5 protein-coding genes are annotated in these 15,829 nt (G+C 68.3%); 2 read left to right on the top strand and 3 right to left on the bottom strand.

The window, feature by feature from the left end; all coding sequences use genetic code 11:
• Positions 1-78: 78 nt before the first annotated feature.
• Positions 79-1,617, bottom strand: coding sequence for a DHA2 family efflux MFS transporter permease subunit (locus tag ON44_RS38210; protein ID WP_051182961.1), 1,539 nt, complete (start codon positions 1,615-1,617; stop codon positions 79-81).
• A gap of 61 nt (positions 1,618-1,678) precedes the next feature.
• Between ON44_RS38210 and ON44_RS38205 the strand changes: the two genes are divergently transcribed.
• Both ON44_RS38205 and ON44_RS38200 read left to right on the top strand, forming a co-directional pair.
• Positions 1,679-2,176, top strand: coding sequence for a winged helix-turn-helix transcriptional regulator (locus ON44_RS38205; RefSeq protein WP_040699572.1), 498 nt, complete (start codon positions 1,679-1,681; stop codon positions 2,174-2,176).
• A 100-nt stretch (positions 2,177-2,276) separates the two neighbouring features.
• Entirely contained in the window at positions 2,277-4,307 is a 2,031-nt protein-coding gene (locus ON44_RS38200) for an NADPH-dependent 2,4-dienoyl-CoA reductase (protein WP_040699569.1), read from the top strand.
• 54 nt (positions 4,308-4,361) lie between these two features.
• Here the strand turns inward: ON44_RS38200 and ON44_RS38195 are convergent, their stop codons facing one another.
• Together ON44_RS38195 and ON44_RS52195 are read right to left on the bottom strand one after the other, a co-directional pair.
• Positions 4,362-4,886 (bottom strand): PaaI family thioesterase, encoded by a 525-nt coding sequence (locus ON44_RS38195; protein WP_051182959.1) that lies wholly within the window; start codon positions 4,884-4,886, stop codon positions 4,362-4,364.
• Between the two features lie 12 nt (positions 4,887-4,898).
• Positions 4,899-15,824: a type I polyketide synthase gene (locus ON44_RS52195; RefSeq protein WP_051182957.1), complete on the bottom strand. Its 10,926-nt coding sequence runs from the start codon at positions 15,822-15,824 to the stop codon at positions 4,899-4,901.
• Positions 15,825-15,829 lie beyond the last annotated feature (5 nt).

The raw sequence follows: 15,829 nt of genomic DNA, 5'->3' as shown, positions 1-15,829 counted from the left end.
AGTTCGACCCGATCGCTTCATCTTCGCTGTCCCGCGAGTCGCGGGCACGGGACCCGCGGCTCGGCCGACCACGAAAAGTCAGCCCGCGTCGGCCGTGTGCACGACCGCATCGGCGGGACGCGACGGTTCGGTCGTCACCGTCTTGGCGGCATCGCGACGAGGTGATGTCCCTGATTCGAACAGCAGCGCCGCGACGATGCCGGCCACGAGGAATCCGACGGGCAGATACATGGCCTGGCTCAATGCCGAACTGAGTGGGTCCTTGACGGCGTCGGGGATGCTGTCGGCTCCCATGCCCCCTTTCCCGATCTTGCCTTCCCCCAGGCCGTGCGCGGACATGCGCGCGGTGATCGCCGCGGCGATGGCGGCACTGCCGATCATCGAACCGATCTGGCGCATCGCGTTGTACACCCCGGACCCGGCCCCGGCTTGGTGTTCGGGGAGGTTGTGGGTGGTCGTCGCCGCCAGCGGCGCCCAGGTGCACGCGTTGGCGAAGCCACTGACCGCCCCGGCCGCGACGAACCACGCGATCGGCGCCTCTCGGGGGATGAGGAGCGACATCGCGACAATCGTCGCCGCGTAGAGCGTGAAACCCACCAGGGGGAACAACCGTGGATGCGCCTTGTCACCGAATTTGCCGACCATCGGCGCGAAAACCAGCATCATGGCGGCCATCGGCGCGAAAACCAGCGCCGCCCGTGTCGGGGACAGCCCACGCACCACTTCGAGGTAGAAGTAAAGCGGGACCATGGCGGCCGTCGCGGTGGCGCCGGTGGAGACGATCGCGATGTTGCCGAGCGCGAAGTTGCGGTCGCGGAACAACGTCAGCGGCAGCAGCGGTTCACCGCCACCGCGCCGCTGGGTCACCACGAAGATCGCCAGGACCACCAACCCGGCGGCGATCAAAATCCAGATGAGGGTGTCCCAGTTCCGGATATCGCTCTCCTGCAAGCCGTACACCAGCAGGAACATGCCGACGGCGCTCAGCACTACGCCGGTGATATCGAAGCGGTGCGGGTTGGTCGGCAGCGACGGCACCAACCGCAGACCGAGCACCAGACCGACGACCCCGATCGGGATATTGATGAAGAAGATCCACCGCCACCCGAACGCGTCCGAAAGCGTGCCACCGAGGATCGGTCCGACCAGCAGGGCCAGGCCCGCCACCGCACCCCACAGCGACATCGCCGCGCCCCGCTTCTCGGCCGGGAAGGTGCGTCTGATCACGGCCATGGTCTGCGGTGTCATCAGCGCCGCGCCGAGGCCCTGCACCACGCGCGCGGCGATCAACACGCCGATGGACTGCGACAGCCCGCACCACAGCGAGGCCAGCGTGAATATCGCCAGTCCGGCGAGGTAGATGTACTTGGGGCCGAAGCGATCACCGAGACGACCGCAGGCCAGCAGCGGTACCGCGAAGGCGAGCAGATAGGCGCTGGTCACCCAGATCACCTGCGCCACACTGGCATCCAGTGCACGCAGGAGTACCGGATTGATCACCAGGACGATCATCATGTCGGCAGTGGTCAGGAAGAACCCGACGACCATCGCGATCAGCGCGGGCCACGGATTGCGTTGTGGGTCCGCACCAGGACGATCCACCTGAGTTCGAGACATGGATGCAGCCTCGCAGTGACAGCTGAGTCTGTCAATAAGATCCAGCATCTAGACTGCTGCCATGACGCAGCCGCACCCATCCGCCATGGACTGGTCCACCGAGAACGACACAGTCTCTCGCGCGATGGAGATCCTCGGCGAACGCTGGACGGTGGTGGTACTGCGCGAAATCTTCAACGGCATCCGGCGTTTCGACCAGATCCGCGAGCATGCGGGCGTGCCGAGACAGGTGCTGACCAATCGCCTGTCTCGGCTCTGCGAGGTGGGTTTGCTGGTCCGCCGACCGTATCAGGAGCCCGGCGAGCGCAAGCGCCACGAATACCGGCTCACCCCAATGGGATTCGACGTGTTTCCGATAGTGGTGGCGGTTCGTCAATGGGGTGACCGCTACCTGGCGGATCCAGAGGGGCCGCCGGTGGTCTCGCTGCACCGAGAATGTGCGGCCGAGGTCGGAGTTCAACTCGTCTGCGCCGCCGGTCATCACATCGACTCCCCTCGTGACGTGGCATTCCGGCCGGGTCCGGGAGCGCGCTCGATCGCGCCCGCCGATCCAGCGTGAGCATCGATCGCTCATCGCCCGGCCACACCGATCTCGCCCGCGGACCGATGGCTGGTCGACTCCGGTTGCGAGGGTGCGGAGCGGTCATTAGGTTCCATGCATGAGTTCAGCTTTTCCGCACCTGTTGTCGCCACTCCAGGTAGGGCGGGTCACGCTGCGCAATCGTGTCGTGATGGGTTCGATGCATACCGGGCTCGAGGACCGGGATTGGCATATCGACCGGCTGGCCGCGTTCTTCGCCGAACGGGCCCGTGGCGGTGTCGGCCTGATCGTCACCGGCGGATATTCGCCGAACCGCGAAGGATGGCTGTGGCCCTTCGCCTGCGCGATGATCACCGAGGGCGACGCGCAACGCCACCGGGTCATCACGGATGCCGTGCACGAGGCGGGGGCCAAGATCGCTTTGCAGATCGTGCACGGTGGGCGCGATTCGAATATCCCGATCAATGTTTCGGCCTCGGCGGTGGCATCCCCGCTCACTGCGTTCGAGCCGAAGGCCATGACCGAGGAGGGCATCGAATCGACGATCGCCGACCACGTGCGCTGCGCCCGACTGGCGAAGGTAGCAGGTTATGACGGCATCGAATTGATGGGCGGCGAGGGCTTCCTGATCAATCAATTCCTCGCGCCGCGAACCAATCACCGCACCGACCGCTGGGGTGGCTCCGCCGAGAACCGGCGGCGGTTCCCGGTCGAGATCGCGGCGCGGACCCGGGCCGCGATGGGCGAAGACTTCCTGCTCATGTTCCGGCTGTCCATGGCCGAATTCGTCGAGGACGGGCAGACCTTCGAGGAGATCATCGCGCTGGCCAAGGAATTGGAGGCCGCCGGGGTCGACGTCATCAACACCGATATCGGTTGGCACGAATCGCGCGTGCCGACGATCGCCACCTCGGTGCCACGGGCCGCGTTCGTGGGATATACCGCCGAACTCAAGACCCACGTGTCGATTCCGGTCTGCGCCTCGAACCGCATCAACATGCCCGAGGTCGCCGAGGAGATCCTGGAGCGGGGCCAGGCCGATCTCATCTCGCTGGCCCGCCCGATGCTGGCCGATCCGGAATGGGTGAACAAGGCCGCCGAGTCCCGGGTGGACGATATCAACACCTGCATCGCCTGCAACCAGGCCTGCCTCGACCACACCTTCACCCGCCAAACCGTGTCCTGCCTGGTCAATCCGCGGGCCTGTCACGAAACACTGCTGCAGTTGCTGCCCACCCGGCACGCCAAACGCGTCGCCGTCGTCGGCGCGGGCCCGGCGGGGTTGTCGGCCGCGATCGGGCTCGCCGAGCGCGGTCATCACGTCGAACTCTTCGAGGCGTCCGACACCATCGGCGGCCAGTTCGACCTCGCACGACGCATCCCGGGCAAGGAGGAGTTCAACGAGTCGATCCGGTATTTCACCCGCAAACTCGAATTGACCGCTGTCACGGTGCATTTGAACACCCCCGCCACCGCCGAGCAGTTGGCCGGCGGCGGCTGGGACGAGGTCGTCGTGGCGACCGGCGTGCGGCCTCGGGTACCCGATATCCCCGGGATCGACCACCCGATGGTCCTGTCCTATCCGGAGCTGATCCGGCAGGAGCGGGCCGTCGGCACGCGCATCGCCGTCATCGGCGCGGGTGGAATCGGTTTCGACGTCAGCGAATTCCTCGCCGTCGACGGTCCGGCCGCGCTGGAACTCGACGAGTGGCGGCACGAGTGGGGTGTCACCCACGACCATCGCGCGCCGGGACAGTTGACCGCGCGTAGGCACACTCCCGCTTTGCGGGAAGTGACACTGCTGCAACGGAAGTCGGGACCGTTCGGGCTGAGTCTCGGCAAGTCGACCGGCTGGATCCATCGCGCCACCTTGGAGGCGAAGGGCGTCGAGCAGATCGGCGGGGTCAATTACGAGCGGATCGACGATCGCGGCCTGCACATCAGCTTCGGTTCGAACCGGGACGGCAGGCGGGTACTCGAGGTCGACAACGTGATCGTGTGCGCCGGTCAGGAATCGGTGCGCGATCTATCGGACCGGCTCGAATCCCTCGGTGTGCGAGCACATCTCATCGGCGGTGCCGAGGAGGCCAAGGAACTGGACGCCAAACGCGCGATCGAACAGGGCACGCGGCTGGCGGCCGAACTCTGAGTCACAGTACGAGGGCCGGTGCTCGAGGAGATCTCCCGAGCACCGGCCTTTGTATCAGCCGCTCAACTTGATATAGGTCGCGGTCGCCGTCGCGTATATCTTGTCCGCGGCGTCGACGAGACGGGCTTCCGCGGTCGCCGTCGTCCGGCCGACGTGCACGGCGTGGGCGATCGCGCGCAGTGTGCCCTGGCCGTGGGCGACCCGACGCACGAAATTCGTATTCATGCTGGTGGTCGTGACCATGGCCGGTTCTTCGATCGACAGATGGACCGCACCCCACATCGCGACGTCGAGGACCGCGCCGACCACACCGCCGCCGACCACACCGAGGTAGTTCACGTGCCGCTCGTCCGGTGTGAGACTTAGCACCATCCGACCGGGCTCGGCTTCCATCACCACGATGTTCAGCAACTTGGCCAGCGGCGGTTGCGGCAGGTCACCGGAGCGCAGCCGCTCCAGCAGTTCGTCGCGGGACAGTTGCAGCAGAGCGAGCACGGCCAGGCCGGGATCCTCCCATTCCAGATGCAGTGATCTCGTCGCACCCGACATTTCGATCGTCGCCATGTCGTAGCCTGTCATCACATTCCCTAACTATGTCGATATCTGCTGGTCGATGAGGGCGAAGAGTTCGTCGGCGCTGGCCGCTTCGACGGCGACACGGTCGCTCGGGACCGCGGCTTCCCGTTCCGGCAGTGCCTCGGCCAGCGTGGAGCGGACCCGCTCGACCAGCCGAGCCTTGTCCGCCGCGGAGGATATCGTCGCCAACAGCGTGCGCAGGGCGGCGATCTGATCGTCGATCGCCGACGGGATCGAGGTGTCCGCCCAACGCGAGAGCACCAGTTTCGCGACAGCGGCGGCGGTCGGGTAATCGAACACCAGCGTCGTTGGCAGTTTCATACCGGTCACCTCGGTGAGCCGATTACGCAACTCGACACCACCGAGGGAGTCGAAACCCAGTTCGCTGAACGGAGTTTCGGGATCGATGGCATCGGCCGAGGCGTGACCGAGAACCGCCGCAGTGTGCTCGCGCACGAAGCCGAGCACCAGCGCATCGCGCTCGTCCTCCGGGGTGGCGGCGAGTCGCTGCGCCAATAGACCGCCCCCGGCCGCCGCGCTCGTCGTGCGCCGCGCACGCGCGGGGACCAACCCACTGAGCACCTCGGGCAGTAGCCCCGCTCTGGCCTGCGCCGCGAGCGCCGGTTTATCGAACTCGACACCGGCGACCAGTGTTTCGTCGGTGGCGACCGCGGCGTCGAGCAGTGCGGTCCCGTCGTCGTCGCCGAGTACCTTGATGCCCATTCGCTCCAACCGTGCCACGGTGGCTCGGTCCATGGCGCCCGCCATTCCGGTGTCTTCGTTCCAGAGACCCCAGGCGATCGACAAGGCGGGCAGCCCCTCGGACCTGCGGGCACTGGCGAGACCGTCGAGGAACGCGTTCGCCGCCGTATAGTTGCCCTGCCCGGCCGAGCCCAATAGCGCGGCGGCCGAGGAGAACAGCACGAACGCCGCCAGCTCGTGCTCGCGGGTGAGCTCGTGCAGGTTCAGGGCACCGTCTACCTTGGGGGCCAGCACGCGGTCGAGCTGTTCCGCGCTCAATGTTTCGATCGTGGCGTCGTCGATCATGCCCGCGGAGTGGATCACCGCGGTCAACGGGTGCTCGGTCCCGATCGCATCGAGTACCGCCGCCACAGCGGCCCGATCAGCGACATCACATGCGGCGACCCGGGTTTCGGCACCCAGCCGGGTCAGCTCGTCGACCAGCTCCGCTACACCGTGTGCCGCGTCGCCACGCCGGGAAACCAGCAGTAGGTGTTCGACGCCGTGGGTGCGGACCAGGTGTCGGGCCATCACCGCGCCGAGTCCGCTGGTGCCACCGGTGATCAGAACGGTGCCGTCGCCGAATGCGCCTGTCCGGCCGAATGTTTCGGCTCTTCCGTTGAGACCGTCGATGGCGCCGAGACGCGGCACGCACATCGCGCCGTCGCGGACCGCCACCTGGGCTCGGTCCGACTCGATCACACCGCGCACGACGGCGTCACCGAGATCGCCGTCGTGGTCGAGCAGCACGATGCGGCCCGGATATTCCGATTGTGCGGTGCGGATGAGCCCCGTCACCGCGGCAGCCGCCAGGTCGACGGACTCCCCCGGCATACCGGCCGCGCCGCGAGTCGCCACCACCAGGCGGGTGTCGGCCAGCCGCTCGTCGGCGAGCCAGGATCGCACGGTGGCCAAGGCCGAGTGGATCGAGCTTCGCACCGCGGCGGCCGTATCGGCGTCGATCCGACCGTGTCCGGCGGCGGTCGGATCGGTAATCGACCAGACGACCACATCCGGAACAGACTCTGCCGCAATCATTTCCGCGACGTCGGCGTAGTGCAGTTCGATACCGGGCACCCGCACCGCGCCCAGGGTCGCGAGCACTGCGCCCGCCGCCGGTGCGGGCAGCTCCGACGGGATCCACCGCAAGCTCAGCAGCGATGAGCGCCGAACCGTGGCCACCGCGTGCAGTGCCGCGGCATCGATGGGACGCGCGGCAACCGCGTCGATCGTCAGCACGAGCGCCCCGGTCTCATCGACCGCGGCGATGCTCACTTGCCCGTCGGCGTCCCGGCTCACCTGTGCGCGCATCGCGGCGACGCCGGAACGCCACAACCGAACGCCGGTAAAGGAGAAGGGCAATGGCAGCTGCTCTGGAGACAGACCGTTGTGCAGACCGTCGATGGCCACGTGCAGGCTGGCGTCGAGCAGTGCAGGATGGATGCCGAACGCGGCTGCCGAACCGCTCACCGAGTCGTCGAGGGAGACTTCGGCGAAGGACTGCTCGCCACGCGTCCACATCGCCGTGACACCCTGGAAAACCGGACCGTAGTCGAATCCTTTGTCCGCCAATCGATCATAGAGAGAGCTTTCCGACGGCTGGGCCCCGGAGGGTGGCCAGTTCGCTTCGCTCCAGGTGGGAACTTCGTCCCCGTCGGCGGCGGTCAGCACACCACCGGCGTGCAGGACCCATGGATCCTGATCCGCCGCGTCCCGATCGACGGCGTCGGCCCGCGAATAGATCGCGAACCTGCGCCGTCCCGTGTCGTCGGCTTCCTCGACACTCACCTGAAGATCGACCTCCGCACCATCGGCGAAGACGAGAGGGGATTCCAGCAGCAACTCCTCGATGACAGCGACGTCCAGTTGCGCACCCGCCGTCAACGCCAACTCCGCGAAGGCCGTGCCGGGCAGCAGCACCGAACCGAACACCGCGTGGTCGGCGATCCAGGGATGGGTCCGCACCGAGAGTCGTCCGGTGAACAGCCACTGGTCCCGGCCCGCGAGCGGCACCATATTCGTGACCAGCGGATGTCCGAACGAGCCGACCGCCTCGTCGGATTGCGGCTGCAACCAGAACCGCTTGTGTTGAAAGGCGTAGGTGGGCAGCTCTATCGGTCCGGTGCCACGCGCGCCGAACAGCAGTGGCCAGTCCACCGGCGTGCCCACCACATGCACCTGCGCGAGGGCTGTGACGAACTGGAACGCCTCGTCGGTCGATCGTCGGGACGAGGCCACCACGATCGACTCCGCGCCGACCTCCGGGTGTTCGGCCAAACACTCCCGGGCCATCGCGGTGAGCGCCGCGTCGGGACCGACCTCGACGAATCTACGCACGCCCGACTCGATGAGGCTGTCGATGCCGGGCGCGAACCGCACGCAGCTACGCACCTGCGCCACCCAGTACGCCGGATCGCGAACCTCCGCCCCCACCTGGGTCCCCGACACATTCGACACAATCGGCAGCAGCGGTTCGCGATAGGTCAATCGCGCGGCCACCGAGCGGAATTCGTCGAGGATGGGTTCCATCAACACCGAATGCGAGGCATGCGAAATCCGCAGCAACGTATTCTTGCGGCCCGCGTCGGCGAGCCGCCGCTGAATCTCGCCGACGGCATCGGCGTATCCGGAGAACAGCACCGACTCCGGCCCGTTCACCGCGCCGAGCGACACTCGGTCACCGAAACCGGTCAGTAGCTCGGCGGCCTCGGCCTCCGAGACCGCCGCCGCCAGCATTGCGCCACTGGCCGGAGCCGACCCCATCAGCCGGCCGCGCGCCGCTACCAGCTCGCACGCGTCCGAGAGCGACCACACGCCCGCGACGTAGGCCGCGGTCAGCTCGCCGAGTGAATGACCCGCGACCACATCGGGTCCGACGCCGAACGATTCGAGCAATCGGAACACCGCCACTTCGAAGGCGAACAGCGCGGGCTGCATCCAGCCCATCTCGTTCAACACACCCGCCGAGTCGGTGAACATTACCTCCCGCAACGACCCGCCGAGGTGCCGATCGAACTCGGCGCACACCTCGTCCAGTGCCGCCGCGAAAACCGGGAACGCCGCGTACAGCCCGGCACCCATGCCCACTCGCTGCGCGCCGCCACCGGTGAACAGGAATGCCGTCTTCCCCGAACCGACGGCGCCCTCGGCCACACCCGGCGACACCGAGCCCGCGGCCAGGGCGTTCAGCCCGGCCAGCAGTTCGGTTCGGTCACCTCCGACGACGATCCCGCGCCGATCCAGCAACGCCCGTGAGTCGAGCAATGACCGCGCCACCGCCCACGAATCCACCTCGGGACGGTCGGCCAGCCAGTCCAGCAATCGCGCGGCCTGGCCGCGTAACCCCTCCACCGTCTTCGCCGATAGCACAAGCGGCACCACCGCATTGGTCGAATCGGCCGCGAAACCCGATGCGACGGAGGGCGATTCACCTTCTGCCGAGTGTGTCGTGATCGGGCGTGGCGCCGGTGCTTCCTCGAGAATCACATGGGCGTTCGTGCCGCTGATCCCGAAGGACGACACCCCGGCCCGGCGGGTCCGCTCGCCCGCGGGCCACGGCTCCGCCTCGGTCAGCACCCGCACCGCGCCCGCCGACCAATCCACGTGGGGCGACAGCTGGTCCACGTGCAGGGTCTTCGGCAACATCTCGTGCCGCAAAGCCTGCACCATCTTGATCACGCCGCCCACGCCGGAAGCCGCCTGGGTGTGACCGATATTGGACTTGAGCGCGCCGAGGCGCAGCGGCCGATCCGCGCGTCCCTGCCCGTAGGTGGCAAGCAGGGCCTGCGCTTCGATCGGATCACCGAGCGGCGTCCCGGTACCGTGCGCCTCCACCACGTCCACCTCGTCCGGGCGCAGGTCCGCATCGGCCAGCGCCGCGGCGATCACGCGCTCCTGCGAGGGGCCATTGGGCGCGGTCAGGCCGTTGCTCGCGCCGTCCTGGTTGACCGCGGTGCCGCGCACTACGGCGAGGACGTTGTGGCCCAATCGCTGTGCGTCCGACAGCCGTTCCACCACCAGCACGGCGGCGCCCTCGGCCCAGGCCACCCCGTCGGCCGCGGCCGAGAAGGACTTGCACCGACCATCCGGCGCGAGACCACGCTGCCGGGAGAACTCCACGAACACCATCGGCGTCGACATCACTGTCGCGCCGCCCACCAGCGCGAGTGAACTCTCCCCCTGGCGCAGCGCCCGGCACGCGACGTGTAGTGCCACCAGCGAGGACGAGCACGCCGTATCCACCGTCATCGCGGGTCCTTCCAGACCGAGCGCGTACGCGACGCGTCCGGAGACCACACTCGCCGCGGCACCGGTCCCGATATAGCCTTCGGCCTCCGGACCGCCCTTGCGGGTGAGCACCTCGTAGTCCTGGTACATCACGCCGGTGTAGACGCCGGTGTCGCTGCCCCGCAACGAGGTCGGATCGATTCCGGCGTGCTCCAACGCCTCCCACGACACCTCGAGCAGCAGCCGCTGCTGCGGGTCCATCGCGACCGCTTCGCGTGGGCCGATCCCGAAGAAGGCCGCGTCGAAACCGGCCGCGTCGGCCAGGAACCCGCCCTCGCGGGTGTAGGACGTGCCGGGTTTGTCGGGGTCGGGATGGATCAGGCGTTCCAATGGCCAGCCCCGGTCATCGGGAAATGGACCTATGGCGTCGGTGCCGGACGACACGAGATTCCACAGCCCGCCCGGTGATTCGACACCGCCGGGATAACGGCAGGCCATGCCGACGATCGCGATCGGCTCGTCGGCGCGCGTCCGGCGGCGCGCCGGCTGGGCATTCGCCACCGCGCCCGCACCATCGAGTTGCGCGCGCACGTATCGGGTGATGGCCTTCGCTGTCGGATAGTCGAAGGCCAGCGTCGACGGCAGGCGCAGACCCGTGGTCTTGGCCAGCCGGTTGCGGAAGTCCACCGCGCCGAGCGAATCGAATCCCAGTTCATTGAAAGGCTTTTCGGCGTCGATCACCGATCCCGACGGATGCCCGAGCACCGCGGCGACCTGCTCTCGGACGAAATCGAGAACGATCGCGTCGTGCCTGTCCGGCTCGGCCGCGGCCAGCCGCCGGGTCAGGTCCCCGCCTCCGCTACGCACGCGCCGTGGGGAGGGCACCAATGATTGCAGGGGCGAGGCCAGCATGCCGGCGCGCGCTTGGACCGATAGTGCGGCGAGGTCGAAGTCGACCGCGGCGAGGAAGGGAGCGCCCGCATCGGTCGCCAGCTCGAGCAGCGCGAGACCGTCGGCCGGTGCGAGTGGGCGAAAGCCCATGCGCGACAGGCGTTCCACGGCGGCCGCACCCAGTTCGGCCACCATCCCACTGTCTTGACTCCACGGTCCCCATGCCACCGACACCGCGGGCATACCCGCGTTGACACGCCGTCGCGCCAAGGCGTCCAGCACCGAATTGGCCGCCGCGTAGTTGGCCTGTCCCGCCGATCCGAGCACCGCCGCGATCGAGGAGAACATGACGAACGCCGACAGGTCGCGGTCCAGGGTGAGTTCGTGCAGGTGCAGCGCCGCATCGACCTTCGGTGCGAGTACCCGGTCGATCTGCTCGGCGGTGAGGGTTTCGACGGTCCCGTCGGCCAGCAGACCGGCCGCGTGCACGACAGCTGTCAGCGCGGGACCGTCGGCGATCTCGTCGAGCAGCGTCGCCACGGCGGCACGGTCGCTGACATCGCAGGCCAGTACCCGCGCCCGAGCGCCGAGTTCGCCCAATTCGGTCACGAGTTCGGCGACGCCATCGGCCTGCGGGCCACGCCGGGAGACCAGCACCAGTTCACGTACGCCCCGCACGGCGGCCAGATGTCGGGCGACCAGGGCGCCGAGCCCGCTCGTACCACCGGTGATCAGCACCGCACCCGAGCCGAACGCCGGGCCCGTGTCGGTCGCGGACACCTCGTGCCGGGTCAGCCGCGGCGCGAACAGGGCATCCGCGCGGGCCGCCAGCTGCGCCTCCTCGGTCCGCAGGGCGGCCGCGACGAGATCGGGAGTGACTACGGCCGCATTGTCTATGTCTACCAGGACAATTCGACCTGGATGCTCGGATTGGGCACTGCGCACCACACCCCACGAGGCGGCCGCGGCCAGATCGGGATCCTCACCGACGAGACCAGCCCCGTTGCGAGTCACCACGATCAGCCGCGCGTCCTCGGCCGTCGGCAGACGCAACCACGATCTGATCGACTCCAGCACGGTGTGCACGCGCCGGCGTACGAGTTCCGCCGAACCAGGTCCGGAATCAATCGACGCCTCGAGGTCATCGGCGCACCACACCACGAGGTCGGGGACGTTGTCGCCGGCCGCCTCGGCCAGGGCGGCCATATCGTGGTAGTTCTCGTCGAATCCGGACGTCGAAGCGGCACCGACGACGGCCATGCGCCGACCCTCCTGGCCTGCCTGCGTACGGGATTCGACGACGCTCCACTGCACGTCGTAGAGCGCGTGACGTGCCGAAGTCCGATCATCGCGCAGTGCCCGGCTGTGCACCGGTCGGGCCTGCAGCGCCTCGATGGTCAGCACGACAGCGTCGGATTCGTCGACGAGTTCGAGCCGCACACTGTCGGCTCCGCTGCGCCGGATGCGCGCCCGCGCGGCCGTCACACCGCGGCGATACACCCGCACACCGGTGAAGAAGAACGGCAGCGGCGCCTGGTCCTGCGGCAGTTCGGCGCCGAGCTCCTCGACGGCGGCGTGCAGCGCCGAATCCAGCAGCGCGGGATGGATGGCGAAGCGGCCGGCGTCGGCATCGAGTTCGATGGACAGGCGTACCTCGGCCACGACATCGTCACCGGTACGCCACAGGCGGGCGACATTCTGGAAAGCGGGGCCGTAACCGAGTCCACGCGCGGCCAATCGGTCGTACATCGGCTCGCCGGAGACGACATCGTCCTGCGCCGCCGGGCCGAGGTCGCGGCCGGTCGGCGGCGCGTCGTTCGACTGCGCGGGCGCGAAGACGCCGCGCGCATGCGTGATCGCGCTCGTGCCGGTCCGCGACTCCGGCGCGCCGTCGATCACGAAGGCGTCCTCGACAAGCTTCGACGCCACGACGAAGCGCCTGCGTCCGTCGTCATCGGCGGCTTCCACACTGATCTGGATATCGATTTCGGTGTGCTCGTCCATCCGCAGCGGTGCTTCGAGGACCAACTCCTCGACGATCTCGACACCGAGGCGAGCACCGGCTGCCAACGCCAGTTCCACGAAACCGGTGCCGGGCAGCAGCACCGCGCCGAACACCAGGTGATCGGCAATCCAGGTCTGTGATGCCGTCGAAAGCCTTCCGGTGAACAGCCATTCGTCCTTGCCCGCGATGGCCACCGCCGCGCCCAGCATGGGATGGTCGATCGACAGCAGACCGGCACCACCCACGTCGCCGCGACCGTCGGTAGGCGGCACCCAGTACCGTTGCCGTTGGAAGGCATAGGTAGGCAACGAGATTCGGCGCATCGATCGGCCCGCGTAGAGGGGTCGCCAATCCACTGGAAGCCCGGCGGCGTGCGCGGCGGCCAGGAACGCGCTGAACTGCGCCACCTCGTCGGCATCGCGCCGACCGGCGGCGGCCACCACCGACCGCGCCTCGAGATCGGGTTCCTCGGCCAGACATTGCCGGGTCATCGCCGCGAGGACGGCGTCGGGGCCGACCTCCAGGAACCGCCGGACGCCGGTCGTGGCCAACGCCACGACGCCCGGGGCGAAGCGAACGGCCGCCCGTACCTGATCCGCCCAATACGACGGGTCGGTCAGTTCACGATCGACGACGGCACCGGACACATTCGAGATGACCGAGATGGTCGGCATCCGATAGGTCAATCCCTGTGCCACCGCACGGAATTCGGCCAGCATGGGTTCCATGCGCGCCGAATGGAACGCGTGACTTACCCGCAACCGGTTGGTCTTGCGTCCCTGATCGCCGAGCATCCGCTCGATATCGTCGACGGCATCCACGTCGCCGGACAGCACCACCGAGGACGGACCGTTCACGGCGGCCAGCGACAGCCGGTCCCGGTATCCGGCCAGCAGCGCGACGGCCTCGTCTTCGGATACGGCCGCCGCCAGCATCGCCCCGCCCGAGGGCAGCGCGCCCATCAGCCGCCCGCGCGCGGCCACCAGCGCGCACGCGTCGGGGAGCGACCAGACCCCGGCGATATACGCCGCGGCCAATTCACCGATGGAGTGGCCGAGCAGCACATTGGCGGTCACGCCGAATGACGCGACGAGCCGGTACATCGCCACCTCGAACGCGAACAGCGCGGGCTGGGTGAACTCCGTCCGATCCAGCGGCGTCGAGGCGGGCCCGGTCGTGTCGCCGGTAGCGCCGTCTTCGGCGAACATTACCTCGCGCAACGAACATCCGAGCAACGGGTCGAACTCGGCGCACACCTCGTCCAGTGCCGCGGCGAACACCGGGAACGCCGCATACAGTCGCGCACCCATGCCGGGTCGCTGCGCGCCCTGGCCGGTGAACAGGAACGCGGTGCGGCCCGAGCCGACGACACCGCGAACCACATCGGGTCCGGATACGCCACCGGCCAGGGCCGTCAGGCCCGCCAGCAGTTCGGTGCGATCGCGTCCGATGGCGGTGCCCCGCCAGTCCAGCCGGGCCCGCGAGGTGGCCAGCGCATGAGCGATGTCCCACGGGTCCGCCTCGCTGTCACCGATCATCCACTGCCGCAGGCGATCCGCCTGTGCGCGCAGCGCCGCCTCGGAACTCGCCGACACCAGCAGGGGCACGAATTCGGACGCGCACGGCTGCTCGGCATCGCCCCGCTCATGGGCGTCGCCGGCGGTCGGGCCCTGCTCGGCAACCGGTGCGGTGGGCGCCTCCTCGAGGATGACGTGGGCATTGGTCCCACTGGCCCCGAACGACGACACGCCCGCGCGCCGGATCCGTTCGCCCGCGGGCCACGGCTCGCTCTCCCGGAGCAGCCGCACGGTGCCCGCAGACCAATCCACGTGCGGGGTCGGCGCGTCCACGTGCAGCGTCTTCGGCAGCATGCCGTGGCGCATCGCCTCGATCATCTTGATCACGCCGCCGACGCCCGCCGCCGCCGAGGTGTGGCCGATATTGGACTTGAGCGATCCGACGCGCAACGGATCCGAGGTACGCCGCGTGCCGTAGACGCTGATCAGCGCACGCGCCTCAATCGGATCGCCGAGCATCGTGCCCGTGCCGTGTGCTTCCACCGCGTCGATATCGGACGGTTCCAGGCCCGCATTGGCCAGCGCCCGGGCGATGACCCGTTCCTGGGACGGACCGCTGGGGGCCGTAAACCCATTGCTCGCCCCGTCCTGGTTGACCGCGGTGCCGCGCACCACGGCGAGTACGTTGTGCCCCAATCGCTGTGCATCCGAAAGCCGTTCGAGTACCAACCAGCCGAGGCCCTCGGAGAAGCCGGTGCCGTCGGCGGCCGCCGCGAACGCCTTGCAGCGGCCATCCGGTGACAGTGCGCGCTGTCGCGCGAAGGCGATGAGCAGCGCCGGATCCGACATCACGGTGACACCGCCCGCCAGCGCCAGGGTGGCATCGCCTTGGCGCAGGGCCTGACCCGCCAGGTGCAGCGCCACCAGCGACGACGAGCACGCGGTATCGACCGAGATGGCCGGCCCCTTGAAGCCGAGGGTGTAGGAGATCCGCCCGGACAGCGCACCGGTCGCCACGCCGAGATACGCATGGCCTTCGGACTCGGCGGTGAGCGCGGGCGAGCCGACTCGTGGACCGTAGTTCTGATGATTGACACCGGCGAACACGCCGGTGTCGCTGCCGCGTAGCGATGCCGGGTCGATGCCCGCGTGTTCCAACGCCTCCCAGGACGCCTCCAGCATCAGCCGCTGCTGTGGATCCATCGCCGCCGCCTCACGGGGGCTGATGCCGAAGAAGGCGGCATCGAAATCGGCCGGGGACTCGAGGAATCCGCCCTGGCGGGTGTAGATCGTCCCCGGCACGTCCGGGTCGGGATCGAACAGCCGGTCCAGGTCCCAGCCACGATCGGACGGGTAATACCCGACAGCGTCCACGCCGTCCGCCGTTATCCGCCAGAGTTCCTCGGGTGAGCGCACGCCGCCCGGGTAGCGGCAGGCCATACCGATCACGGCGATGGGCTCATTCGACCGGTCGGTGAGCTCGCGCAGCTGCTGTTTGGTTTCGGACAGTTCCTTCGCGGCCTTCTTGAGATATCTGCGAAGTTCGTCGTTGTCGGCCATCGGTG

The organism is Nocardia vinacea NBRC 16497 (assembly GCF_000308835.1).
Lineage (GTDB): Bacteria > Actinomycetota > Actinomycetes > Mycobacteriales > Mycobacteriaceae > Nocardia > Nocardia vinacea.
This window is presented reverse-complemented; position numbering and strand designations above follow the sequence as displayed.